This is a genomic window from Streptomyces deserti (genome assembly GCF_054782695.1).
Genome location: NZ_BAAGRZ010000004.1, coordinates 117306 through 141480 on the forward strand (window position 1 = coordinate 117306; position 24175 = coordinate 141480).

A 24175-nucleotide genomic window follows, 5' to 3' on the forward strand; every position below is an offset into this window, starting at 1 on the left:
TGTCTCTCAGGCCTCGTCCCGGCGCAGCGAGGGCTTGAGTTCCTTCAGACGGCCGAGCAGGCCGTTGACGAACGAGGGCGACTCGTCCGTGGAGAACTCCTTCGCCAGCTGCACCATCTCGTCGAGGACGACGGCGTCCGGGGTCTCGTCGACCCAGATCAGCTCGTAGGCACCGAGACGCAGGATGTTGCGGTCCACGACCGGCATCCGGTCGAGCGTCCAGCCGACCGAGTACTGCGCGATCAGCTCGTCGATGCGCTGCGCGTACTTCGCGTAGCCCTCGACCAGCTGCATCGTGTACTCGCTCACCGGCGGCTGCCGGGTGTCGGTCCGGGAGTGCCGGATCCAGTCCGCGAGGACCGTCAGGACGTCGGCGTCGCGCTGGTCGCCCTCGAAGAGGATCTGGAAGGCGCGCTTGCGAGCCGTGTTGCGGGCAGCCACGGTTAGCTGTTCACCCGGCCGAGGTAGTCGCTGCTGCGGGTGTCGACCTTGATCTTCTCGCCGGTGGTGATGAAGAGCGGGACCTGGATCTGGTGGCCGGTCTCCAGCGTGGCGGGCTTGGTGCCGCCGGTGGAGCGGTCGCCCTGGACGCCCGGCTCGGTCTCGGCGACGGTCAGCTCGACGGCGGCCGGAAGCTCGACGAAGAGCACCTCGCCCTCGTGCTGGGCGACGGTGGCCTCGAAGCCCTCGACGAGGAAGTTGGCGGCGTCGCCGACGACCTTGCGGTCGATGTGCAGCTGGTCGTAGGTCTCCAGGTCCATGAAGACGAAGTAGTCGCCGTCCATGTAGGAGAACTGCATGTCGCGCTTGTCGACAGTGGCGGTCTCGACCTTGACGCCGGCGTTGAAGGTCTTGTCGACGACCTTGCCGGAGAGCACGTTCTTGAGCTTGGTGCGCACGAAGGCCGGGCCCTTGCCGGGCTTGACGTGCTGGAACTCGACGACGGACCAGAGCTGGCCGCCTTCGAGCTTGAGCACCATGCCGTTCTTGAGGTCGTTCGTGGAAGCCACGGTTGCGGAATCTCCTGGACTGACGTGGACGACCCCGGGGCACGCGCCTACAACGCGAGCAGCTCCTTGGTCGTGATGGTGAGTAGCTCGGGACCGCCGTCCGCCTCGGGGCGTACGACGAGCGTGTCATCGATCCGGACACCGCCCCGGCCCGGGAGGTGGACCCCCGGTTCGACGGTGACCGGCACGCAAGCGTCCAGTTTACCCATGGCCGCGGGACTCAACTGAGGGTCCTCGTCGATTTCGAGCCCGACGCCGTGACCAGTGAGGCGAGGGAGGCCTTCGGTGTACCCGGCGGAGTCCAGCACCTGGCGTGCGGCGCGGTCCACGTCGCGGCAGGCGGCGCCGGGGGCCAGGGCCTCCCGGCCGGCGCGCTGGGCTGCGAAGACCACGTCGTACAGCTCGATCTGCCAGTCGGCGGGAGCCGTGCCGATGACGAACGTACGGCCGATCTCGCAGCGGTAGCCGCGGTACGTCGCGCCGAGGCAGACGGAGAGGAAGTCGCCTTCCTCGACGCGGCGGTCCGTGGGCCGGTGGGCACGTCTGCCGGCGTTCGGGCCGGTGGCGACGGAGGTCGGGAAGGCGGGGCCGTCGGCGCCGTGGTCGACGAGGCGGCGCTCGAGCTCCAGGGCGAGGTGGCGCTCGGTGCGGCCCACGAGGATGGATTCCAGCAGCTCACCGAGGGCCTGGTCGGCGATCTCGGCGCCGATGCGCAGGCAGGAGATCTCCTCCTCGTCCTTGACCACCCTGAGCTGTTCGACCGCGCAGCCGAGGTTGGCCAGGCGCAGCCACGGGACGACCGAGGCGATGGCGCGGTGCCGGGCCACGGTGAGGTGGTGCTCCTCCACGGCGAGGGAGTCGGCGCCCTGGGCCGCGGCGAGGTCGGCGGCGGCGACGGCCGGGTCACCGTCGTTTCCGGGCACGGCGTGCACGCGGAGGGCCTCGTCGGGCCGTGGCTGCGTGGGGCGGTCGTCCGGCGGGTCACCGCAGACCAGGAGATCCTGGTCCTCGGCCCTGCCCAGCAGCAGGACGGCGCCGTGCGGGGCGGCGCCCGCGAGATAGCGCACATTGGCGGGGCGGGAGACGAGCGCCGCCGCGCTGCCGCCCGCGTTGCAGCATTCCCGTAGCCGCGTCCGGCGGGCCGCGTACACCTCTGACATGAGCCGAGCCTACGAGCTCCGCCGGTTTGGTGCCGGTTGAGGGCGTCTGAGTGGGCGGTGTCCTGATGGTGAGAGTGGGGAGAGGTCCAGCTCGGGAGACGGGTTGCCACGTGGGGTCGTGTGCCGTCTGCGGGTCGTGGAGGCTTGTCGCGCAGTTCCCCGCGCCCCCTCAGGTCGGCTCAGTCCCCGGCACTCACCACTTGGGTGGGCTGGCGATCGCGCGTGCCAGGACATCGTCCAGCACCCGCGCCGTCTCGGGCACGTCGAGCTGGGAGTTGTCGATGATCGGCAGGCCGGAGCCGTACCAGCCGGCCATGCGGCCGTGGATGCGGGCGACCTCCTCGTCGCTGAGGCGGCGGTTGCCCGTGCGTTCGGCGTTGCGCTCCAGGACTATGTCCAGGCCGGGGAGGAGGACGACCGGCAGCAGGCCGGGGCCGACGTGCCGCTTCCAGCCGCCGAGGCCGACGACGGGACGGTCGGGGAAGACGGCGTCGTCGAGGATGCAGGAGATGCCGTTGGCGAGGAAGTTGCGCGCGGCGAAGCCGCAGGTGCGGCGGGCGAGGCGGTACTGGGCCTCGGAGTTGTCGTTCCACCCGGACTGCGGGTCGGCGAAGCCCGAGCGCACCCATTCGCGTACGTCGTCGAGGCTGATGTGGGCGGTGGGGACCCGGCGGTGGTCCGCCCAGTACTTGGCGACGCTCGTCTTGCCCGCGCCCGCGGGGCCGATGAGCAGCACCGCGAGGGTAATGGTGGTCAGGTCGGGGGCCGCGGCCGTGGCAGGGGGCGCGCTGGGCGCGGCGACGGGGCCGCCGGGCGGCAGGGGGACGTGGCCGGTGGTGTCCGGTGCCGGAGGGACCTGGGCGTGCTGCGGGACGGTGGGGTGCGGCGTCTGCCCGGGCGGAGGCGCGGGGTAGCCCGGTGCCGGGGGCGGCGGGGGCACGGGGGCGGGACCCTGGTGCGTACCCGGGTGGTGCGAACCCGGGTGATGTGCGGCCGGCGACCAGCCGGCGGCCGGTCCGTGCCCCGGCTGGTGGGGCGGCGGCAGCGGAGAACCCACTGCGTGCTGCATCCGGTGCCACTCCGTCTCGTACAGGCGAATGGGCGCTGACAGCGGGGCCACCCCGCTCGCTACCGAACGGTACCGTCCCCGGCGTTCGTTGTGTGAAACGGCCGGGGGCGGCCCGAAGTGCCCGGTGCCGCAAGGCGAAATCGGGCGGAAGGCGTGTCGCAGGGCTTACCGACCCGATTCCGCCGCAGGGCTTACCGACGCACCTCGCCCTGCTTACTGAGCCGTGCTCACTGACCCACCTCGCCGTACGCGGCGAGGAGCACGGCCGGGTCGGGGCCCTCCAGGACGGTGGGCTTGGCGAGACCGTCCAGGACGATGAACCGCAGCAGGTCACCGCGGGACTTCTTGTCGACCCTCATGGCCTCCAGCAGCTTGGGCCACTGGTCGTAGCGGTAGTGCAGCGGCAGCCCGACCGATTCGAGGATGGTGCGATGGCGGTCGGCGGTCGCGTCGTCCAGGCGGCCCGCGAGGCGGCCGAGTTCGGCGGCGAAGTGCATGCCGACGGAGACCGCCGCGCCGTGGCGCCACTGGTAGCGCTCGTTCTTCTCGATGGCATGCCCCAGGGTGTGGCCGTAGTTGAGGATCTCCCTGAGGCCCGACTCCTTCAGGTCGGACGACACGACGTCGGCCTTGACGCGGATGGAGCGCTCGATGAGCTCGGCGGTGTGCGGCCCGGACGGAGTGCGCGCCGCCTGCGGGTCCTCCTCGATGAGGTCAAGGATCACCGGGTCGGCGATGAAGCCGGCCTTGATGACCTCCGCGAGCCCGGAGACGTAGTCGTTGACCGGGAGGGAGTCGAGTGCGGCCAGGTCGCACAGGACACCGGCGGGCGGGTGGAAGGCGCCGACGAGATTCTTGCCCTCGGCGGTGTTGATGCCGGTCTTGCCGCCGACCGCCGCGTCCACCATCGCCAGGACGGTGGTCGGGATGGCGATCCAGCGCACGCCGCGCAGCCAGGTCGCGGCGACGAAGCCGGCCAGGTCGGTGGTCGCGCCGCCGCCGACGCCGACGATGACGTCGGTACGGGTGAAGCCGGACTGGCCGAGCGCCTTCCAGCAGTAAGCGGCGACCTCGGCGGTCTTGGCCTCCTCGGCATTGGGCACCTGGATGGCGACCGCCTCGTAGCCCTGCTCGGCCAGGTCGTCGCGCAGCGCGTCACCGGTCTCGCCCAGCGCCTCGGGGTGGACGACCGCGACCCGCTTGGCCTTGGTGCCGATCAACCCGGCCAGTTCGCCGAGCAGTTGACGGCCCACCAGGACCTCGTACGGGTCGGTGCCCGCCGTGCCGCCGACCTGGATCCGGGTGACTGCCTCGCTCATGCTTCCTTCAACTCCAGTGCGTCCAGGGCGGCTTGGGTGACCTCTTCGGGGGTGCGGCCGTCGGTGGCCACGACGGCGGTGGCGACCTCCTCGTACAGATGCCGGCGGGCTTCCATCAGCTCGCGCCACTGCTTGCGCGGGTTGACCGCCAGCAGCGGCCGGGCCGCGTTCAGGCCGGTGCGCTTGACCGCCTCGTCGACGTCCATCGACAGGTACACGACCCGCTGCCCGGCCAGCAGGGCGCGCGTGTCGTCGTCGAGGACGGACCCGCCGCCCAGCGCCAGCACGCCGACGTGTTCGGCGAGCGCCTTGTGCACGGCCCGCTTCTCGATCGCGCGGAAGGCCGGCTCGCCCTCCTCGACGAAGATGTCCGCGATCGAACGCCCCTGCTCGGCGACGATGTCGTCGTCGGTGTCCCGGTAGCCCGTGCCGAGCCGCTCGGCCAGCAGCCGCCCGACCGTGGACTTGCCCACGCCCATCGGCCCGACCAGGACGATCAGCGGTGCGCTCATCGGATGGCCAGGTTGTCGAGGTAGGAACGGACGTTGCGCCGGGTCTCGGTCACCGAGTCGCCGCCGAACTTCTCCGCCACCGCGTCCGCCAGCACCAGCGCCACCATCGCCTCGGCGACGATGCCGGCCGCCGGGACCGCGCACACGTCGGAGCGCTGGTGGTGCGCCTGGGCGGGCTCGCCCGTGGTGACGTCCACCGTCTGCAGCGCCCGCGGCACGGTCGCGATCGGCTTCATCGCGGCCCGCACCCGCAGCAGCTCACCCGTGGACAGACCGCCCTCGGTACCGCCGGAGCGGCCCGTGGCCCGCTTGATGCCCTCGGGCGTGGTGACGATCTCGTCGTGCGCCTGGGAGCCGGGCACGCGCGCCAGGTCGAAGCCGTCGCCGACCTCGACGCCCTTGATCGCCTGGATGCCCATGAGCGCCGCCGCGAGGCGGGCGTCGAGCCGCCGGTCCCAGTGCACGTGCGAGCCGAGGCCCACCGGCACGTCGTACGCCAGCACCTCGACCACGCCGCCGAGGGTGTCGCCGTCCTTGTGGGCCTGGTCGATCTCGGCGACCATCGCCTTCGACGCGTCCGCGTCCAGGCAGCGCACCGGGTCCGCGTCCAGCTTCTCGACGTCGGCGGGGGTCGGGTACACGCCGTACGGCGCCTTCGCCCCCGCCAGCTCCACGACGTGAGAGACGATCTCGATGCCGGTCGTCTCCTTCAGGTACGACCGGGCCACCGCGCCCAGCGCCACACGGGCCGCGGTCTCCCGGGCGGAGGCGCGCTCCAGGACCGGCCGGGCCTCGTCGAAGCCGTACTTCTGCATGCCGGCGAGGTCGGCGTGACCGGGACGGGGCCGGGTCAGCGGGGCGTTGCGAGCCAGGCCGGCGAGGATCTCCGGGTCCACCGGGTCGGCCGCCATGACCTGCTCCCACTTCGGCCACTCGGTGTTGCCCACCATGACCGCGACCGGGGAACCGAGGGTCAGGCCGTGCCGGACACCGCCGAGGAAGGTGACCTCGTCGCGTTCGAACTTCATCCGGGCACCGCGCCCATAGCCCAGCCGCCGCCTCGCGAGATGGTCCGCCACCATGTCCGTGGTGATCGGCACGCCGGCGGGAAGACCCTCCAGCGTCGCGACGAGTGCGGGACCGTGGGACTCCCCCGCGGTCAGCCAGCGCAACCTGCTCAACGGTGCTCCTCAGTGCTCGCGCCCTGGTACTGCCCTTCGTGCGCGCGTCCTCGCGCACGGCGACGGCTCGACCGGGTGCGCGGCCCCGGCCCGCCACCTCCGATCCTCCCACGTCCGGGCCCCGGACCCGGCCGCCGGTCCATCAGGCGGACGGACTCTGTCAGGTGCGGGAGGCGGGTGTCAGACCTGGCCGCCCTGCCCCTGGCCCCGCTGCGGAGCGTACGCGTCGAGGAAGTCGGCACCGCTCGGCTGCGGCTGCGGCTGCGGCTGCGGCTGCGGCTGCTGAGCCTGCGGGGCGTACACACCGAGATGGCCGGCGCCGCTGCCCTGCTGTGGCGCGTAGGCGCCCAGGTGGTCGGCGCCTCTCCCCTGCCCGTACTGGGCCGCCGCGTGGACGGGCTGTCCGTTGCGCACCGCGCGCCGGTAGGCGATCTTGCGCTTCACCTTGATGACCCAGGACGCCACAACGGCGAGAACGATCAGCGCGAGCACCGTCATCTGCGCCCAGTCGGGCAGGAACCACAGCAGGGCCTCGAATATCTCACCCTTGCCGGACGCCAGAGGCACGCCTGCGGACATGAATCGCTCCCCCTCCCGTTCCGCCCCCTGCGGAACCGAACAGGGATCCTAGCGGTCCGCGAGAGCGCGCTCGCCCGCTTTTCGCATGGCGTCCAGCGGGGCCGGGGCACGCCCCGTCATCTGCTCGACCTGCAGCACGGCCTGGTGCACCAGCAGGTCGAGGCCGCTGACGACAGCGCCGCCGTACGCCGACCAGCGGGCCGCGAGGACGGTCGGCCAGGGGTCGTACAGCACGTCGAAGAGGGCCGCCGGGCGCTCCGGGACGGCCTGGGCGAGGGCGTCGGTGACGCCGGTCGGGGTGGTGGCGATGACCAGCGGGGCCCGCAGCGCCTGCTCGGCGTCCGCCCAGTCGGCGATGCGCACGGCGACGTCCAGCCGCTCGGCCCACTGCCGCATCTCCGCGGCCCGGGCCGCGCTGCGCACGTACACGACCACCTCGCCCGAACAGATCCGGGACAACGCGGCCAGCGCGGACGAGGCGGTCGCGCCCGCGCCGAGGATCGCCGCGGCGTCCACCTTGTCGATGCCGTGCTCGCGCAGGGCCGCGACCATGCCGGGGATGTCGGTGTTGTCGCCGGTCCTGCGGCCGTCCTGAGTGAAGACGACGGTGTTGACCGCGTCGACCGAGGCCGCGGTCTCGCTGATCTCGTCGAGCAGCGGGATCACGGCCCGCTTCAACGGCATGGTCAGCGAGAGCCCCGCCCACTCGGGCCCGAGCGTCTCGACGAAGCCCGGCAGCGCGTCCTCGTCGACCTCGAAACGGTCGTACGTCCAGCCCTGAAGGCCCAGCTCGGCGTACGCCGCGCGGTGCAGCACCGGGGAGAGGGAGTGGGCGATCGGGGAGCCGAGAACGGCGGCTCGTCGGCGTGCGGCCATCAGGGGTTCCTCAGTTGTTCCTCGAGGCGTTGAACTGGTCGACCAGCTTCTGGTGCTCGGCGTTCGTCTTGGTGAACTTGCTGGTCTTCCCGTCGAGCGAGATGAAGTAGTACCAGCCCTCATCCGTCGGGTTGAGGGCGCCCTTGATGGCGTCCTCACCGGGGTTGTCGATCGGTCCGGGCGGCAGGCCCTTGTGGAAGTACGTGTTGTACGGGTTGTCGTAGGACCGCAGCTCGCTCAGACTCAGATCGATCTTGCTCTGGTTCTTGATGTAGTTGTACGTGGAGTCGAACTCCAGCATGCCGTTGGTCTGCGGGTTTCCGGGCTTCATCCGGTTGTAGACGACCTCGGCCATCTTGCGGAAGTCGGCGTGGCTGGTGCCCTCGGCCTGGACCAGGCTCGCGACGGTGATCAGCTGCCAGGGGTCCTCTAGCCCGAGACTCTCGGCCTTCGTCTCGACGCCCAGCTTGCGGTACGTCTCGGTGGCCCGCGCCACCATCTGCTTCAGGACGGCCTCGGGCTTCTGGCCCTTGGTGACGCCGTAGCTGGAGGGGTAGAGGAACCCTTCCAGCGGATCCTTGACGTTCTCGCGGTTCATCGCCCAGTCGGGCAGGCCGAGGTTCTTCCAGTCCTTCTTGGCGACCTCGGCGGTGGTGCCGTCCTTGAGCTCCAGCCGCTTGTCGATGAGCCGGTAGATGTCGACGTTGCGCCTGCCCTCGGCGATGATCAGGTTGTTCCGGCTCTCCGGACTGAGCATCAGTTCGACCGCGCTCGCGGCCGACATCTGCTTCTGCAGCGTGTAGACGCCGTCCTGGATGGTCTTGCCCTGCGGGTTGCTGCTCTGGGCCGCGACGAAGGCGTCGACGCTCTTGACGACGCCCGCCGCCTTCAGCAGCCGGCCGATCTCGTAGCCGTTCGCGCCCCCAGGGATCTCGACGGTCACCTGCTGGCCGTTGCCGTCCCCCGCGAAGTCCGGGGCGGCGGCGAAACGATCCTGGTAGAACTGGTACCCGAAGTAGCCCACACCGGCGATACCGCCGCCGAAGACCAGGACGACCACCAGGCAGGCGACGCCGTTGCGCCCCTTCTTGCCCTTTCCGCCGCGGCCCCGCCGGTCACCGCGCCCGCGGCGGTCCCCCGGCTCGTCGCCTTCTTCCGCACCGTCGTCCCCCGCGAAGAAGGCGTGTTCGCCCTGGTCGGGGCCCGGGTCCCAGTCCGTTTCCGGTTCCGGCTCGGCACGACGCCGGCTGGGCGGCTCCGGTGGCGGATAGGCGTCCGGCGTGCCGTAGTAGTCGGGCTGGTTCCCGCCGTACGGGTCGGCGTGCTGCCCGTACGGGTCTCCCGCATCGGCGGGGTACTGGACGTGCTGGTGCGTGCCGTCGGACCAGCCGCCGCCGTTGTCGTACGGCTGCTGGTGTCCGTGGCCCTGCTCGTGCCCGTGGCCCTGCTGATGTCCCTGGGCCGTGTACTGCTGCTGGTCGTACGGGTACTGCTGCTGCGCCTGACCGTATCCGGCCTGCTCGCCGGAGCCCCAGTCGCCGTACTGCGGCTGCTGCGACTGCTCTGGATAGTGCTGCGGCTGGCCGCCGTAGGGGGACTGCTGACCCACCTGGGCCTGCTGCCCTCCCCATCCGCCGTCCCCGTACAACGGGTCCTCCGGATGCCACGGTTCGGAGCCTTGGCCCCGGCCATACTCAGTCATCGATCCCCTAGAGCCGCGAGGCGGCGGTCGCGCGGCTTCCGGCTCGGCTCCCGTCCCGCCTCTTGTGGTGCGGCGGCTGTTCGAATGCCGCCGCATCGCGCGGAACGTTACCGTATCGCGATCAGATGACCACTTCGACGCCCTCGCCGGGTGCTTTACCTGACACCCGTTCGGATTCGAGCGCCTGCTGCAGGATGACCACCGCTGCCGCCTGATCGATCACGGAGCGGCCCTTCTTGGACCTCACGCCCGAGGCGCGCAGTCCCTGACTGGCCGTCACCGTTGTCATGCGTTCGTCGACAAGTCTCACCGGAACGGGCCCGATCATGCGTGCGAGTTCCTGGGCGAAGCCGCGGACCTTGACGGCGGCCGGGCCCTCGCCCCCCTTGAGGGAGCGCGGGAGACCGACGACGACCTCGATCGGCTCGTACTCCTCGACGAGTTGCTTCAACCGGCGCTGGGCTGCCGGGATGTCACGTCCGGGTACGGTCTCGACCGGGGTGGCGAGGATCCCGTCGGGGTCGCACGAGGCGACCCCGATACGGGCGTCCCCGACGTCGAGCGCGAGTCGACGTCCTCTGCGCATCTTCTTGACCGATTCCTACTTGGCGGTCTCGGCCACGAGGCGCTCGACGGCGTCGACGGCCTCGCCGACGGCGGCCGGGTTCTGGCCGCCGCCCTGGGCGACGTCCGGCTTGCCGCCACCGCCGCCGCCGAGGGTCTTGGCGGCCGTGCGGACCAGCTCGCCGGCCTTGAGGCCGCGCTCGCGGGCGGCCTCGTTGGTGGCGATGACCGTCAGCGGCTTGCCGTTGTTGACCGTGAACAGGGCGACCACGGCGGCCCGGCCGCCCTGGATGCGGCCGCGCACGTCGAGGACCAGCTTGCGCAGGTCGTCGGCGGTGGTGCCGTCGGGGACCTGGCCGGTGACGACGGCGACGCCACGGACGTCCTTGGCGGACTCGGCGAGTCCGGCGGCGGCCTGCAGCACCTTCTCGGCGCGGAACTTCTCGATCTCCTTCTCGGCGTCCTTCAGCTTGCCGAGCATGGCGGAGACCTTCTCCGGCAGTTCCTCCGGGCGGCCCTTGAGCAGTTCGGTGAGCTGGTTGACGACCGTGTGCTCGCGGGCGAGGAAGCTGTAGGCGTCCACTCCGACCAGGGCCTCGATACGGCGGACACCCGAGCCGATGGACGACTCGCCGAGCAGCTTCACCAGGCCCAGCTGGGCGGTGTTGTGCACGTGCGTACCACCGCACAGCTCCTTGGAGAAGTCGCCGATGGTGACGACCCGGACCCGCTCGCCGTACTTCTCGCCGAACTCGGCGATGGCGCCCTGCTTCTTGGCATCGTCGATGCTCATGATGTCGGCACGCACGTCGAGGTCGCGGGCGAGCACCTCGTTGATCTTCTGCTCGACGTCGAGCATGACCGTCTGCGGTACGGCGGACGGCGAGCCGAAGTCGAAGCGGAAGCGGCCGGGCTGGTTCTCGGAACCGGCCTGGGCGGCCGTCGGGCCGAGGGCGTCGCGCAGGGCCTGGTGGGTGAGGTGCGTGGCCGAGTGGGCGCGGGCGATGGCCTTGCGGCGGCGGGCGTCGATCGAGGCGTGGGCCTTGGCGCCGACGGTGATCTCGCCGACCTGGACGACGCCCTTGTGGACGTACACGCCCGGGACCGGCTTCTGGCAGTCGCGGACCTCGATGACGGCACCGGCGTCGGTCTTGATGCGGCCGGTGTCGCCGATCTGGCCGCCGCCCTCGGCGTAGAACGGGGTGCGGTCCAGGACGATCTCGACCTCGTCGCCCTCGGTGGCGGCCGGGGAGGAGATGCCGTCGACGAGGATGCCGACGATCGTGGACTCGCCCTCGGTGTCGGTGTAGCCGATGAAGTCGGTGGCGCCGGCCCGGTCGGCGATCTCACGGTAGGCGCCGAGGTCGGCGTGGCCGGTCTTCTTGGCCTGGGCGTCGGCCTTGGCGCGCTCCCGCTGCTCCTTCATCAGGCGGCGGAAGCCCTCCTCGTCCACGGACAGCCCCTGCTCGGCGGCCATCTCCAGGGTGAGGTCGATCGGGAAGCCCCAGGTGTCGTGGAGCAGGAAGGCCTTGTCGCCGGGCAGGACGGTGCCGCCGGCGGCCTTGGTCTCGGACACGGCGGTGTCGAGGATGTTGGTGCCGGCCTTCAGCGTCTTGAGGAAGGCGTTCTCCTCGGCGAGGGCGACCTTCTCGATGCGCTCGCGGTCGGTGATGAGCTCGGGGTACTGCTGGCCCATCATGCCGATGACGACGTCGATGAGGTCCTTGACCACCGGGCCGGTGGCGCCGAGCAGGCGCATGTTGCGGATGGCGCGGCGCATGATGCGGCGCAGCACGTAGCCGCGGCCCTCGTTGCCGGGGGTCACGCCGTCGCCGATGAGCATGGTGGCGGTGCGCATGTGGTCGGTGACCACGCGCAGGGAGACGTCCGAGTCGTGGGCGTCGCCGTAGCGGACGCCGGTCAGCTCGGTGGCCTTGTTGATGACGGCCATCGAGGTGTCGATCTCGTACATGTTCTGCACGCCCTGCAGAATCATGGCGAGCCGTTCGAGGCCGAGACCGGTGTCGATGTTCTTGCTCGGCAGGTCGCCGAGGATCTCGAAGTCGTCCTTGCCGGTGCCCTCGCCGCGCTCGTACTGCATGAAGACGAGGTTCCAGATCTCCACGTACCGCTCGTCGTTGACGGCGGGGCCGCCCTCGACGCCGAACTCGGGGCCGCGGTCGTAGTTGATCTCGGAGCAGGGGCCGCACGGTCCGGGCACGCCCATGGACCAGTAGTTGTCCTTCATGCCCAGGCGCTGGATGCGCTCCTTGGGCACACCGACGACCTCGTGCCAGATGCGCTCGGCCTCGTCGTCGTCCTTGTAGACGGTGATCCACAGGCGCTCGGGGTCGAGGCCGTAACCGCCCTTGTCCTGGGGCGTGGTGAGCAGCTCCCAGGCGAGCTTGATGGCGCCTTCCTTGAAGTAGTCGCCGAAGGAGAAGTTGCCGCACATCTGGAAGAACGTGCCGTGCCGCGTGGTCTTGCCGACCTCTTCGATGTCGGGCGTACGGACGCACTTCTGCACGCTGGTGGCGCGCGGGAACGGCGGCTTGACCTCACCCAGGAAGTAGGGCTTGAAGGGCACCATGCCGGCGGGGACGAGGAGCAGAGTCGGGTCGTCCGCGATGAGCGACGCCGAAGGGACGACGGTGTGCCCGCGCTCCTCGAAGAAGCTCAGCCAGCGACGGCGGATCTCAGCCGACTCCATCAGTGGTCCTCATTCCGGTTGTACGAGTTGTGCGAGTACGTCTGGTACGTCGAACCCTCGACGTACTTCGGGCTGTTGTGGTTCTCGATGGCGGCGTACCGCCGGGGTGCCGGGAGCTCGTGGTCGGCGACGGGGGCGTTGATCCCGAGCGCGTCTCCCAGCTCGGCCTCCCGCTGGGCCATGTTGTCGCGGACGTCGAGCGCGAAGCCGACCGCGCGGTCCTTCAGCCGGTGACCGGCCTCGATCGCCTTGTTCGCCGCGGCGTGGGCGAGGTGCTCGGGGGTCAGCTGCTTCAGCTTCCGGTTGACCTTGGTGGTGGCCCACACTCCGGCGGCGACGCCGGTGGTGAACCAGAACGTACGGCGGAACATGCTGGGTCAGTCCCTCTTTCCCCTGGGGTTCCGCTTCGTCCGCCGCGCGGCCGGGACGGTGCGGCCCACGATGACGGTGCGCCTCGATGCCTTGGCGGGCGCGTCCTCCTCCTTGCGGCCGGCGATGGCCCGGCGCACGCCGTAGCCGAAGGCCGCGACCTTGACCAGGGGGCCGCCGAAGGTGGAGGCGACGGTGGTCGACAGCGCGGAGGCGTTCGACGTGACCTCCTGGACGTCGGAGGCGATCGCGTCCACGCGGTCGATCTGGGTCTGCGCGGAGCGCACCGCCGCGGAGGCGTCGGCCAGCAGCGGGACGGCCTGGTCGGTCACGTCCGCCACGAGCTTGGTGGTCGCCCTGAGCGTCTGGGCCAGCCTCGCCAGCGCGACGGCGAGGAAGGAGACCAGGATCGCCCAGAACACGGCCACCAGGATTCCGGCCACCTCTCCACCGGACACTGTGTGCACCCGCTCCCTGAAACGTGCCTGAACATCTGCCTGAACATCGAGAAAGTCGTGCCACGAGCCTATCGCGCCGGGGGTGGGGCTCCGTACCGGATTACCGTCCGCGGGCGGAAAGCTTCGGACATGCGCAAACCCGCCGCCTCGCCCGCCCGGAAGAGCGGGGAGACGGCGGGCTGGGGTACCGCTCGCCTGCTGGGGTCAGCGGGCGTAGTACTCGACGACGAGCTGCTCGTCGCAGACCACCGGGATCTCCTTGCGGTTCGGCTCGCGGTCCAGGCGGAACGCCAGGGCCTTGAGGTTCACCTGCAGGTAGCGGGGGGTCTCGCCGTCGGGGGCGAAGCCGCCCTCACGGGCGATCTGGAAGAGCGTCTTGTCCTTGCTGCGGTCGCGGACCTGCACGACGTCGTCCGGGCGGACACGGAAGGAGGGCTTGTCGACCTTCTTGCCGTTGACCTGGATGTGGCCGTGGGTGACCATCTGGCGGGCCTGGTAGATCGTGCGGGCGATGCCGGAGCGCAGGACCAGCGCGTCGAGGCGCTTCTCCAGCTCCACGATCAGGGCCTCACCGGTCTTGCCCTGCACCTTGGACGCACGCTCGTAGGCGCGGACCAGCTGGCGCTCGGAGATGTCGTACTGAGCGCGCAGGCGCTGCTTCTCCAGCAGACGGACCTTGTAGTCCGAGTTCTGCTTGCGGCCGCGGCCGTGCTCACCCGGCGGGTAGGGGCGGGCCTCGAAGTACTTGACGGCCTTCGGGGTCAGCGCGATACCGAGGGCACGCGACTTCTTGACCTTGGGGCGGGACTGGTTCGCCATGAACCAAACACCTCGATTTTTCTGTGCGAATACGGCTTCACCAGGGTTAGGGGAGGTCGCATCCGCAGCCGGGGAAACCCTGCGGGTCCGGAGAGGGACCTGCGGGGCAGCCGCTCCCCTGGTCTGGGCACATACGTGCAGCACGCGAGTGCCCACCGACCTCTCCCGGAGCTCCGGGTGGTGGTGGGCTGCCCGCGACACCGTTCGACGGTGCGCGACGCTCCTGGAGATCCGGAGGTCCGGATCTCCGGCTGGATGTCCCGCTCTGGTGATGCCGACCCCTTTTTGAGGTGCCGGACACGGGACGCAGCACTTCGGGCAAGTCTACAGGGTGCTCAGGATTGCTTTCGACCGAGGTGTTTCCTGGTCCACTCCACGGCGTCCGCGTACCGCGCCTCGGCACCGTGCCGGGTCGGTGTGTAGTACTCGCGGTTCTTCAGGGCGTCCGGCGCGTACTGCTGCTCGGCGATGCCCTCGGGCAGGTCGTGCGGGTACACGTATCCCTGCCCGTGCCCGAGTTTGCCCGCGCCCTTGTAGTGGCTGTCGCGCAGGTGCGGCGGCACCGGGCCCGCCAGTCCCTTGCGTACGTCGTCCAGGGCGGCGCCGATCGCGGTGGTCGCGGAGTTGGACTTGGGGGCCAGGGCCAGGGCGATGGTGGCGTGGCTGAGGGTGAGAGCGGCCTCGGGGAAGCCGATCATGGCGACGGCCTGGGCGGCGGCGACCGCGATGGGCAGGGCGCCCGGGTCGGCGAGGCCGATGTCCTCGCTGGCGGAGATCATCAGGCGGCGGGCGATGAAGCGGGGGTCCTCGCCGGCCTCGATCATGCGGGCCAGGTAGTGCAGGGCGGCGTCGACGTCGGAGCCGCGGATGGACTTGATCAGGGCGCTGGCCACGTCGTAGTGCTGGTCGCCGTCGCGGTCGTACTTCACCGCCGCCCGGTCGACCGTCTCCTCCAGGGTCGTGAGGGAGACCTCCGTCTCGCCCTTGTCGAGGGCGGCCCCGGCGGCGGCCTCCAGGGCCGTGAGGGCGCGGCGGGCGTCGCCGCCGGCGATGCGCAAAAGGTGGTTCTCGGTGTCCTCGGGGAGGGTGACCGCGTTGTTCAGTCCCCGCTCCTCGGCCAGGGCCCGCTTGATGAGGCTGCGGACATCCTCGTCCGTGAGGGGTTCCAGGGTCAGCAGCAGGGAGCGGGACAGCAGCGGGGAGATGACCGAGAAGTACGGGTTCTCCGTGGTCGCGGCGATCAGGGTGACCCAGCGGTTCTCGACGGCCGGGAGCAGGGAGTCCTGCTGGGCCTTGCTGAAGCGGTGGATCTCGTCGAGGAAGAGGACGGTGTCCTTGCCGTAGCCGCCGGAGGCGCGGCGGGCGCCGTCGATGACCGCGCGGACCTCCTTGACGCCCGCGGTGATCGCCGACAGCTCGACGAAGCGCTTGTTCGTGGCCTTGGAGACGACGTACGCCAGGGTCGTCTTGCCGGTGCCGGGCGGGCCCCACAGGATCACCGAGGAGGGACCGGCCGGGCTGCCGGAGGTGCCCTCGCCGACGAGCCTGCGCAGGGGCGAGCCCGGTTTCAGCAGGTGTTGCTGGCCCACGACCTCGTCGAGGGTGCGCGGGCGCATCCGGACGGCCAGGGGGCTGCTGGTCGGCTCCTTCTCCTGGCGTTCTTCTGCGGCGGCGGTGAACAGGTCGGGCTCCACGCTGGAAACCCTAAATCACGGCACTGACAACGCGGCGGGCCGCGTCAACCGGGCCGGGAGCCGGAGGTCAGCTGGTCCAGAAGTCCCACCAGCGGGTCAGGATCAGCATGCCGATGATGCCGGTGTGCAGCACCGGCATGACCCAGGTGAACTCGCCGAAGAAGTTCTTCAGCCAGTTCGGGGCGGGCAGGAAGCCCTTGCGGATGTTGAACGACGTCACGTACCAGAACATGACGATCGTGGCGACCCAGGCCAGGCAGCACCACAGGCACAGCGCGTTGATCCGGTACAGCGACTGGAACGTCAGCCAGGCGCAGAAGCCGACGCCGAAGAGGGTGCCCGCGTTGAAGGTGAGCCAGTACCAGCGCGGGAAGCGGGCCCCGGCGAGCAGGCTCATGCCGACGCAGACGACGATGCCGTAGGCGACGAGGCCGAGCATCGGGTTGGGGAACCCGAAGGCGGCGGCCTGCTCGCTCTCCATGACGCTGCCGCAGGAGACGACGGGGTTGAGGCTGCATCCCGGGGTGAAGGTCTTGCCCTCCACCTTTGCCTCGAGCAGCTTGAACTTGTCGATCGTGATGACCCACGCGGCGAGCAGCCCGGCCGCCCCGGTGATCACCAGGAGCAGGGCGAGGGCCCGGCTGCCACCCTCGGTGCGCGGCGCGGTGCCGGCGCGCACTGGCTCGGGCTCCGTGGAGACGTCGTTGACTGTCGTCTTGCTCATCACGCCGATTCCGTCACTTGAGAGCTGGAACATCTTCGGGCAGGGCCATTGTGCCGCACACGCGCGCGTGTCCACCGTTCAGTGGACATAAGGAAGTACGCACGGTCGTCCCTGAGGGTTCGGTTCCGGCCGACGCGTGTTGCAGGACAGCACACGTGAACGAACGACGGGGGCGAGCTCCCCTCCGGCCCTGCCCCTGCCCCCGCTGCTGCCCGGCGTCGGCTCAGCCCAGCCGTGCCTCCAGTTCGGCCACGATTTCGTTCACGCCGACCGCCTGCTGTTCGCCGGACTCCATGTCCTTGAGCTGGACGACGCCTTCGGCGAGGTCCCTCTCCCCCGCCACGATCGCGTAACGGGCACCACTGCGGTTGGCGTTCTTCATGGCGCCCTTGAGGCCCTTGCCGCCGTAGGAGAAGTCCGCCGCGATGCCGTTCTTGCGCAGCTCGATGACCTTCGCGAACAGCACCCGGCGGGCCTCCTCGCCGAGCGGGACGGCGAACACGCTGGTGGTGGCGGGGAGTTCGAGTTCGACGCCCTCGGCCTCCAGGGCCAGGACCGTCCGGTCGACGCCGAGGGCCCAGCCCACCGACGGCAGCGCGGGGCCGCCGATCATCTCGGACAGGCCGTCGTACCGGCCGCCGCCGCCCACCGCGGACTGCGAGCCGAGGCCGTCGTGGACGAACTCGAAGGTCGTCCGCGTGTAGTAGTCCAGACCGCGCACCAGCTTCGGGTCGTCCTCGAAGGAGACGCCCGCGGCGGTGATCAGCTCGCGGACCTCCTCGTGGTACGCCTTGCAGGCGTCGCAGAGGTAGTCGCGCAGGAGCGGGGCGTCCCCCAGCTGCTTCTGGACCGACTCGCGCTTGTCGTCCAGCACGCGCAGCGGGTTGATCTCCGCGCGGCGCAGGGTGTCCTCGTCGAGGTCCAGGCCCCGCAGGAAGTCCTGCAGGGCGGCCCGGTACACCGGGCGGCACTCCTTGTCGCCCAGGCTGTTGAGGAGGATCCGGAAGTTCTGCAGGCCGAGCGAGCGGTACGCCTGGTCGGCCAGGATGATCAGCTCGGCGTCCAGCGCCGGGTCCTCCGCGCCGATCGCCTCGGCGCCGACCTGCGAGAAGTGGCGGTAGCGGCCCTTCTGGGGGCGCTCGTAGCGGTAGTACGAGCCGGAGTACCAGAGCTTGACCGGGAGGTTGCCCGCCTTGTGCAGGTTCGCCTCCAGCGCGGCGCGGAGCACGGACGCCGTGCCCTCGGGGCGCAGGGCCAGCTTGTCGCCGCCCTTGGTCTCGAAGGCGTACATCTCCTTCGTGACGATGTCGGTGGACTCGCCGACCCCGCGCGCGAACAGCTCGATGTTCTCGAAGCCGGGCGTCTCGATGTAGCCGTAGCCGGAGTTGCGCAGCGGCGCGGCGATCGCCTCGCGCACGGCGAGGTACTTGGCGCTGTCCGGCGGGATCAGGTCGTACGTGCCCTTGGGGGCCTTGAAGGTGCTCACGGAAGGTCTCGTCACATTCCTCGTCGGGGAGCCTCACCGGCTCGCAGGCCGGCGGCCACCTGCCGCAGATACGGGTTGGTGGCGCGCTCCTGGCCGATGGTCGTCTGGGGGCCGTGGCCGGACAGCACCACGGTCGAGTCGTCGAGCGGCAGGCACACGCGGGCCAGCGAGTCGAGTATCTCGGTCATGTCACCGCCGGGCAGGTCGGTGCGTCCGATGGAGCCGGCGAACAGCAGGTCGCCCGAGAACAGGATCGGTGGGATGTCCGCCGCCTCGGGCATGCCGAAGGTCACCGACCCCTTGGTATGGCCCGGCGCGTGCGAGACGGTGAGCTCCAGGCCCGCCAGCGGAAGCTTCGCGCCATCGGTCAGCTCCCTGACGTCGTCCGGCTCCCCCACGGTCAGCTCGCCCAGCAGCGGCATCCCGATGGAACGGCCGAGCGCCTTCTCGGGGTCGCTCATCATGTACCGGTCCTCGGGGTGGATCCAGGCCGGTACGTCGTGTGCGCCGCACACCGGGACGACCGAGGCCACGTGGTCGAGGTGGCCGTGGGTCAGGACGACGGCGACGGGCTTGAGCCGATGCTTCTTGAGTGCGTCCTCGACTCCTGGGGCCGCCTCGTGGCCCGGGTCGATGATCACGCACTCCTCACCGGCGGCGGGGGCGACGAGATAGCAGTTCGTCCCCCAGGCCCCGGCGGGGAACCCGGCAATGAGCACGATCGTCCTTCGTTGTGTCGATACGGGAGGCTTGCGGCGGGGCTGCGCCCGTGGTCAGAGCCTACCGGCGCTGCCGATTCCGCAGCGAACCCATATACGGTACGGGGCACACGCAGGCGGTCGGTTGACGTCGGTCGACAAGGACGCACGCGTACCGGTCGACACACGAGACGCATGAGGAGAGAACCCGGTGGTCAGCCAGGAGCAGCGGCGGCGTCAGCTCGCCCGGGAGAAGTTCTTGCGGCAGCAGCAGCGGCGCACCGAGGCGCGGCGCAAGGCGCGGATCCGCAACTCGGTCATCGCGTCGGTCCTCGGCGTGGTCCTGGTGGGCAGCCTCGCGCTGTACACGACCGGGGTACTCGACAAGGACGACGACAAGACCAACGCGAGCGCGGAGGTCACCCCGAGCGCGACCAGCAAGGCGCCGGACCCGTGCCAGAAGCCCGGCCCGGGCAAGGTCAAGTCGGAGACCTGGAAGAAGGAGCCGGCGATGACCATCGACAAGTCGGCGAAGTACACGATGAAGCTGGACACGACGTGCGGTGAGATGGACATCGCGCTGAAGGCGTCGGCGGCGCCGCACACCGTCAACTCGTTCAACTTCCTCGCGGGCAAGGGCTACTTCGACCACACCAAGTGCCACCGGCTCACCGACCAGGGCATCTACGTCCTGCAGTGCGGCGACCCGCAGGGCACCGGGATGGGCGGTCCCGGCTACACGATCCCGGACGAGAACCTCAAGGACAAGAGCCTCAAGAACGGCGTGTACCCGGCGGGCACGGTGGCGATGGCCAACCAGTACAACGCGCAGACGAAGCAGGGGCGTGACACCGGAGGCAGCCAGTTCTTCCTGGTCTACCAGGACAGTCAGCTGCCGCCCGACTACACGCCGTTCGGTACGGTGTCCGAGGCGGGCATGAAGGTCCTCAAGAAGATCGCCTCCGCCGGAGCGCAGGCGCCCGACCCTCAGACGGGCAACACCGCACCCAACGCGACCGTCGTGATCAACAAGGCGACGGTCACGAAATCCTGACCCCGAACTGCGAAATTTCGGTCGCGCGGGATGCGGACAGGCCGCCCGCCGGTCGCCTATGTTGGCCGTGACGAAACTGTGGACGATGCCCGGGGGTCCTGAAGCCCTCCGCAGGCATCATGTGGAGGAGGCGCTGTGAGCAGCGACCCGTGGGGCCGCGTCGACGAGACGGGGACCGTGTACGTGCGGACGGCCGACGGCGAGAAGGTCGTCGGTTCCTGGCAGGCCGGCTCCCCTGAGGAGGCGCTGGCCTACTTCGAGCGCAAGTACGAGGGCCTGGTTGTCGAGATCGGCCTCCTCGAGAAGCGAGTGAAGACCACCGACCTGTCGGCCAAGGACGCCATGGCCGCGATCGACCACCTGCGGGAGCAGGTCGACGCGCACCACGCGGTGGGTGACCTGGACGCCCTCAGGGTCCGGCTGGACAAGCTCGTGGAGCTGGTGGAGAAGCGCCGTGAGGAGCGCAGGGCGCAGCGGGCGAGGCAGTCCGACGAGGCGCGCAAGGCCAAGGAGGCGCTGGTCGCCGAGGCCGAGGAGCTGGCGCAGTCCGACCAGTGGCGGGCGGCCGGTGAGCGGCTGCGGTCCCTGGTGGACACGTGGAAGGGTCTGCCGCGGCTGGACCGCAAGTCCGACGACGAGCTGTGGCACCGCTTCTCGCACGCCCGGTCGGCGTTCTCCAAGCGGCGCAAGCAGCACTTCGCGCAGCTGGACGCGCAGCGCGAGGAGGCCCGCAAGACCAAGGAGCGGCTGGTCGCCGAGGCCGAGGCGCTGTCGAACTCGACGGACTGGGGTCCGACGGCCGCGCGGTACCGCGAGCTGATGGCCGAGTGGAAGGCCGCCGGCCGCGCTCAGCGCGAGCACGAAGACGACCTGTGGAACCGCTTCCGTGGCGCGCAGGACGTGTTCTTCGCCGCGCGCAGCTCGGTCTTCGCGGAGCGTGACGCCGAGCAGGCGGAGAACCTGAAGCTGAAGGAGGAGCTGGCCGAGGAGGCCGAGAAGCTCCTGCCGATCCAGGACCTCAAGGCGGCGCGGGCCGCGTTCCGCTCGATCAACGAGCGCTGGGAGGCCATCGGCCACGTGCCGCGCGACGCCCGGCCGAAGGTCGAGGGCCGGATGCACGCGGTCGAGCGGGCGCTGCAGGAGGCCGAGGAGGCCGAGTGGCGCCGGACGAACCCGGAGGCACGCGCGCGTGCCGAGGGTCTGACCGGCCAGCTCCAGGCCGCCGTGGACAAGCTGAAGGGCCAGATCGAGCAGGCGCGGGCGCAGGGCAACAACGCCAAGGCCGACAAGCTCGAGAGGGAGCTTCAGGGCCGCCAGGCGCTGCTGGACCAGGCCCTGAAGGGGCTGCAGGAGTTCGGCGGCTGAGGTCGCCCAGGCAGAGGGGGCTCCCGTACGTGTACGGGAGCCCCTTTTCGTGTGCGTGTTTTTCGTGCGCGTACGGCCTTACGACCTGCTGCGCTCAGGACCTGCTGCGCGCCGACGTCACCCGGTACACGTCGTACACGCCTTCCACACCCCGCACGGCCTTCAGGACGTGTCCGAGGTGCTTGGGGTCGCCCATCTCGAAGGTGAAGCGGGAGGTGGCGACGCGGTCGCGGGAGGTCTGGACGGCCGCGGAGAGGATGTTGACGTGCTGGTCGGACAGCACGCGTGTGACGTCCGACAGGAGCCGGGAGCGGTCCAGGGCCTCGACCTGGATGGCGACGAGGAACACCGAGGACTGGGTGGGTGCCCACTCGACCTCGAGGATGCGCTCGGGCTCGCGGGACAATGACTCCACGTTCACACAGTCGCTGCGGTGAACCGATACGCCGCTACCACGCGTGACGAAGCCGATGATGGGGTCGCCGGGGACGGGCGTACAGCAGCGGGCCAGCTTGACCCACACGTCGTCGACGCCCTTGACGACGACGCCCGGGTCGGCACTGGAGCGGCGCTTGCGGCTGCGGCCGCGGGCCGGCGGGACCGTCTCGTCGATCTCCTCGCTGGCGGCCTCCTCGCCGCCGAGGGCCTGGACGAGCTTCTGCACGATGTTCTGCGCGGAGACATGGCCCTCGCCGATCGCCGCGTACAGCGCGGAGATGTCCGCGTAGCGCATCTCGTGCGCGAGCGTGACCAGGGAGTCGCCGGTCAGGATGCGCTGGATCGGCAGGTTCTGCTTGCGCATCGCGCGGACGATGGCGTCCTTGCCCTGCTCGATCGCCTCGTCGCGGCGCTCCTTGGAGAACCACGCCCGGATCTTGTTGCGGGCACGCGGCGACTTGACGAAGCCGAGCCAGTCGCGGGAGGGGCCCGCGCCGGGCGCCTTGGAGGTGAAGACCTCGACCAGGTCGCCGTTGTCCAGCGTCGATTCGAGCGGGACGAGACGGCCGTTGACCCGCGCTCCTATGGTGCGGTGGCCGACCTCGGTGTGGACCGCGTACGCGAAGTCGACCGGGGTGGCACCGGCCGGGAGCGCTATGACGTCGCCCTTGGGGGTGAAGACGAAGACCTCGTTGCGGGACAGGTCGAAGCGCAGGGACTCCAGGAACTCGCTGGGGTCCTCGGTCTCCTTCTGCCAGTCCAGCAGCTGCCGCAGCCACGCCATGTCGTTGATGGCGTCCTTGTCCTTGGCGGACGTCTTGGGCGCGTCGGTGCGGACCTTGGAGGCGCCGGCGACGGCCTCCTGCTTGTACTTCCAGTGCGCGGCGATGCCGTACTCGGCGCGGCGGTGCATGTCGAACGTGCGGATCTGGAGCTCGACCGGCTTGCCGCCCGGTCCTATGACCGTCGTGTGCAGCGACTGGTACATGTTGAACTTGGGCATCGCGATGTAGTCCTTGAACCGGCCGGGGACCGGGTTCCATCGCGCGTGCACGGTGCCGAGGGCCGCGTAGCAGTCGCGGACGGTGTCCACGAGGACGCGGATGCCCACCAGGTCGTAGATCTCCGCGAAGTCACGGCCGCGGACGATCATCTTCTGGTAGACGCTGTAGTAGTGCTTCGGGCGGCCGGTGACGGTCGCCTTGATACGGGCCGCCCGCAGGTCCTGCTGCACCTCGTCGGTGACGATGGCCAGGTACTCGTCGCGCTTCGGGGCGCGCTCGGCGACCAGGCGGACGATCTCGTCGTACATCTTGGGGTAGAGGATCGCGAAGGCGAGGTCCTCCAGCTCCCACTTGATGGTGTTCATGCCCAGGCGGTGGGCGAGCGGCGCGTAGATCTCCAGGGTCTCGCGCGCCTTCTTCTCCTGCTTCTCGCGCTTGAGGTAGCGCATGGTGCGCATGTTGTGCAGGCGGTCGGCGAGCTTAATGACCAGGACGCGGGGGTCCTTGGCCATGGCGACGACCATCTTGCGCACGGTCTCGGCCTGCGCGGCCTCGCCGAACTTGACCTTGTCCAGCTTGGTGACGCCGTCGACGAGCAGGGCGACCACATCACCGAAGTCGCGACGCAGGTCCTCCAGGCCGTACTCGGTGTCCTCGACCGTGTCGTGCAGCAGGCCCGCCATCAGCGTGGCCGGATCCATGCCCAGCTCGGCGAGGATGGTGGTGACGGCGAGCGGGTGCGTGATGTACGGGTCGCCGCTCTTGCGTTTCTGGCCGCGGTGCCAGCGTTCGGCGACCTGGTAGGCGCGCTCGATCTGACGGAGCGTCGCGTTCTCGATCTTGGGGTCGTTGCTGCGCACTATCCGCAGCAGCGGCTCCAGCACCGGGTTGTACGGGTTGGCACGCTGGACGCCGAGGCGGGCGAGGCGGGCGCGGACGCGGTTGGAGGAGCCGGTGCGGGCGGGCTGCCCGGCGGGCGGGCGGACCACGGGCGGGTTCGAGGCGGCACGCTCGGGTGGGGCGGGCTTGGGGCGAGGCTGTTCGGCCGGCTTGTCGACGGGCGCGGACTGGGCGTGCTCGACCGGCCCGCGCGTGTCGTTCTTCGCGTGGGGCGCGTTCGGCGCGGGCTTCGCCGTCGCTGCCGAGGCGGACTCGGGCTTGGCGGCGGTCAGGTGCTGGGCCTCGTCTGGCAAGAGGACTCCTCGTGCGCGATCCGGGTCCCCCGGTCAGGCTCCGGAAACCCCATGGTAGCGATCCGGCGCCCCAGGATCCCCTTCCGGCCGATGTGAGAGCCGTCTACCCGAGAAACGCCAGAGGCGGGCACCGGATTCCTCCGGGCCCGCCTCCGCGGTGTCGTGCCGCTGTTCCCCGTCTTGCTCAGGGG

The 24175-nt window shown here is 70.2% G+C and carries 22 protein-coding genes; 2 read left to right on the forward strand and 20 right to left on the reverse strand.

Annotated elements, in window-relative coordinates; genetic code table 11:
* Positions 1 to 6 precede the first annotated feature (6 nt).
* From nusB to ACYVMZ_RS10805, 19 genes are all read right to left on the reverse strand, one after another.
* On the reverse strand, positions 7 to 441 hold the full coding sequence (gene nusB, locus ACYVMZ_RS10715) for a transcription antitermination factor NusB (RefSeq protein ID WP_461078047.1): 435 nt from the start codon (positions 439 to 441) through the stop codon (positions 7 to 9).
* 2 nt (positions 442 to 443) lie between these two features.
* A complete protein-coding gene (efp, locus tag ACYVMZ_RS10720) occupies positions 444 to 1010 on the reverse strand; it encodes an elongation factor P (protein WP_461078049.1) in 567 nt (188 codons plus the stop codon).
* Between the two features lie 47 nt (positions 1011 to 1057).
* Complete coding sequence (locus ACYVMZ_RS10725) at positions 1058 to 2170, reverse strand: aminopeptidase P family protein (protein WP_461078051.1); 1113 nt, start codon at positions 2168 to 2170, stop codon at positions 1058 to 1060.
* 193 nt (positions 2171 to 2363) lie between these two features.
* Positions 2364 to 3239: a Pro-rich N-terminal domain-containing protein gene (locus ACYVMZ_RS10730; RefSeq protein ID WP_461078053.1), complete on the reverse strand. Its 876-nt coding sequence runs from the start codon at positions 3237 to 3239 to the stop codon at positions 2364 to 2366.
* A 227-nt stretch (positions 3240 to 3466) separates the two neighbouring features.
* The gene (gene aroB, locus ACYVMZ_RS10735) at positions 3467 to 4558 is read right to left on the reverse strand and encodes a 3-dehydroquinate synthase (protein ID WP_461078055.1); all 1092 of its coding nucleotides are present in this window, start codon (positions 4556 to 4558) and stop codon (positions 3467 to 3469) included.
* Positions 4555 to 5070: a shikimate kinase gene (locus ACYVMZ_RS10740; protein ID WP_461078057.1), complete on the reverse strand. Its 516-nt coding sequence runs from the start codon at positions 5068 to 5070 to the stop codon at positions 4555 to 4557. The genes aroB and ACYVMZ_RS10740 overlap by 4 nt, the downstream gene beginning before the upstream one ends.
* The gene (aroC, locus tag ACYVMZ_RS10745; protein ID WP_461078059.1) at positions 5067 to 6251 is read right to left on the reverse strand and encodes a chorismate synthase; all 1185 of its coding nucleotides are present in this window, start codon (positions 6249 to 6251) and stop codon (positions 5067 to 5069) included. Before aroC ends, ACYVMZ_RS10740 begins: the two co-directional genes overlap by 4 nt.
* Before the next feature lie 180 nt (positions 6252 to 6431).
* Complete coding sequence (locus ACYVMZ_RS10750) at positions 6432 to 6830, reverse strand: hypothetical protein (RefSeq protein ID WP_461078061.1); 399 nt, start codon at positions 6828 to 6830, stop codon at positions 6432 to 6434.
* A gap of 48 nt (positions 6831 to 6878) precedes the next feature.
* Entirely contained in the window at positions 6879 to 7706 is an 828-nt protein-coding gene (locus tag ACYVMZ_RS10755) for a shikimate dehydrogenase (protein WP_461078063.1), read from the reverse strand.
* Between the two features lie 10 nt (positions 7707 to 7716).
* Positions 7717 to 9408, reverse strand: coding sequence for an endolytic transglycosylase MltG (mltG, locus tag ACYVMZ_RS10760; protein WP_461078065.1), 1692 nt, complete (start codon positions 9406 to 9408; stop codon positions 7717 to 7719).
* A 121-nt stretch (positions 9409 to 9529) separates the two neighbouring features.
* Entirely contained in the window at positions 9530 to 9994 is a 465-nt protein-coding gene (gene ruvX / locus ACYVMZ_RS10765; RefSeq protein ID WP_461078067.1) for a Holliday junction resolvase RuvX, read from the reverse strand.
* Positions 9995 to 10009: 15 nt separating this feature from the next.
* Positions 10010 to 12682, reverse strand: a complete 2673-nt coding sequence (gene alaS, locus ACYVMZ_RS10770) for an alanine--tRNA ligase (protein WP_461078069.1) — start codon at positions 12680 to 12682, stop codon at positions 10010 to 10012.
* Positions 12682 to 13053, reverse strand: coding sequence for a hypothetical protein (locus ACYVMZ_RS10775; protein WP_461078071.1), 372 nt, complete (start codon positions 13051 to 13053; stop codon positions 12682 to 12684). The genes alaS and ACYVMZ_RS10775 overlap by 1 nt, the downstream gene beginning before the upstream one ends.
* A 6-nt stretch (positions 13054 to 13059) precedes the next feature.
* Positions 13060 to 13518: a DUF948 domain-containing protein gene (locus tag ACYVMZ_RS10780; RefSeq protein WP_461078073.1), complete on the reverse strand. Its 459-nt coding sequence runs from the start codon at positions 13516 to 13518 to the stop codon at positions 13060 to 13062.
* A 195-nt stretch (positions 13519 to 13713) separates the two neighbouring features.
* Complete coding sequence (gene rpsD, locus ACYVMZ_RS10785) at positions 13714 to 14328, reverse strand: 30S ribosomal protein S4 (protein ID WP_365674060.1); 615 nt, start codon at positions 14326 to 14328, stop codon at positions 13714 to 13716.
* A gap of 335 nt (positions 14329 to 14663) precedes the next feature.
* On the reverse strand, positions 14664 to 16022 hold the full coding sequence (locus tag ACYVMZ_RS10790) for a replication-associated recombination protein A (protein WP_461078076.1): 1359 nt from the start codon (positions 16020 to 16022) through the stop codon (positions 14664 to 14666).
* A 67-nt stretch (positions 16023 to 16089) separates the two neighbouring features.
* Positions 16090 to 16746, reverse strand: a complete 657-nt coding sequence (locus ACYVMZ_RS10795) for a vitamin K epoxide reductase family protein (protein ID WP_461078078.1) — start codon at positions 16744 to 16746, stop codon at positions 16090 to 16092.
* A 223-nt stretch (positions 16747 to 16969) separates the two neighbouring features.
* Positions 16970 to 18232: a histidine--tRNA ligase gene (hisS, locus tag ACYVMZ_RS10800; RefSeq protein ID WP_461078080.1), complete on the reverse strand. Its 1263-nt coding sequence runs from the start codon at positions 18230 to 18232 to the stop codon at positions 16970 to 16972.
* Positions 18233 to 18243: 11 nt separating this feature from the next.
* Positions 18244 to 18951 carry an MBL fold metallo-hydrolase gene (locus ACYVMZ_RS10805; protein WP_461078082.1) on the reverse strand — a complete coding sequence of 236 codons (708 nt, stop codon included), beginning with the start codon at positions 18949 to 18951 and terminating at the stop codon, positions 18244 to 18246.
* Positions 18952 to 19141: 190 nt separating this feature from the next.
* Between ACYVMZ_RS10805 and ACYVMZ_RS10810 the strand changes: the two genes are divergently transcribed.
* Together ACYVMZ_RS10810 and ACYVMZ_RS10815 are read left to right on the forward strand one after the other, a co-directional pair.
* A complete protein-coding gene (locus ACYVMZ_RS10810) occupies positions 19142 to 19984 on the forward strand; it encodes a peptidylprolyl isomerase (RefSeq protein WP_461078084.1) in 843 nt (280 codons plus the stop codon).
* Between the two features lie 135 nt (positions 19985 to 20119).
* Complete coding sequence (locus ACYVMZ_RS10815; RefSeq protein WP_461078086.1) at positions 20120 to 21349, forward strand: DUF349 domain-containing protein; 1230 nt, start codon at positions 20120 to 20122, stop codon at positions 21347 to 21349.
* Positions 21350 to 21443: 94 nt separating this feature from the next.
* On the opposite strand, the gene relA is transcribed toward ACYVMZ_RS10815, so the two are convergent.
* Positions 21444 to 23984, reverse strand: a complete 2541-nt coding sequence (relA, locus tag ACYVMZ_RS10820) for a GTP pyrophosphokinase (protein WP_461078088.1) — start codon at positions 23982 to 23984, stop codon at positions 21444 to 21446.
* Positions 23985 to 24175: the final 191 nt, after the last annotated feature.

Excerpts from the sequence above, each read along its gene's own strand:
- ACYVMZ_RS10725 (WP_461078051.1), bottom strand. The coding sequence starts at position 2,170 with ATGTCAGAGGTGTACGCGGCCCGCCGGACGCGGCTACGGGAATGCTGC.
- ACYVMZ_RS10730 (WP_461078053.1), bottom strand. The coding sequence starts at position 3,239 with ATGCAGCACGCAGTGGGTTCTCCGCTGCCGCCGCCCCACCAGCCGGGG.
- aroB (WP_461078055.1), bottom strand. The coding sequence starts at position 4,558 with ATGAGCGAGGCAGTCACCCGGATCCAGGTCGGCGGCACGGCGGGCACC.
- ACYVMZ_RS10740 (WP_461078057.1), bottom strand. The coding sequence starts at position 5,070 with ATGAGCGCACCGCTGATCGTCCTGGTCGGGCCGATGGGCGTGGGCAAG.
- ACYVMZ_RS10750 (WP_461078061.1), bottom strand. The coding sequence starts at position 6,830 with ATGTCCGCAGGCGTGCCTCTGGCGTCCGGCAAGGGTGAGATATTCGAG.
- ACYVMZ_RS10755 (WP_461078063.1), bottom strand. The coding sequence starts at position 7,706 with ATGGCCGCACGCCGACGAGCCGCCGTTCTCGGCTCCCCGATCGCCCAC.
- mltG (WP_461078065.1), bottom strand. The coding sequence starts at position 9,408 with ATGACTGAGTATGGCCGGGGCCAAGGCTCCGAACCGTGGCATCCGGAG.
- ruvX (WP_461078067.1), bottom strand. The coding sequence starts at position 9,994 with ATGCGCAGAGGACGTCGACTCGCGCTCGACGTCGGGGACGCCCGTATC.
- alaS (WP_461078069.1), bottom strand. The coding sequence starts at position 12,682 with ATGGAGTCGGCTGAGATCCGCCGTCGCTGGCTGAGCTTCTTCGAGGAG.
- ACYVMZ_RS10775 (WP_461078071.1), bottom strand. The coding sequence starts at position 13,053 with ATGTTCCGCCGTACGTTCTGGTTCACCACCGGCGTCGCCGCCGGAGTG.
- rpsD (WP_365674060.1), bottom strand. The coding sequence starts at position 14,328 with ATGGCGAACCAGTCCCGCCCCAAGGTCAAGAAGTCGCGTGCCCTCGGT.
- ACYVMZ_RS10795 (WP_461078078.1), bottom strand. The coding sequence starts at position 16,746 with ATGAGCAAGACGACAGTCAACGACGTCTCCACGGAGCCCGAGCCAGTG.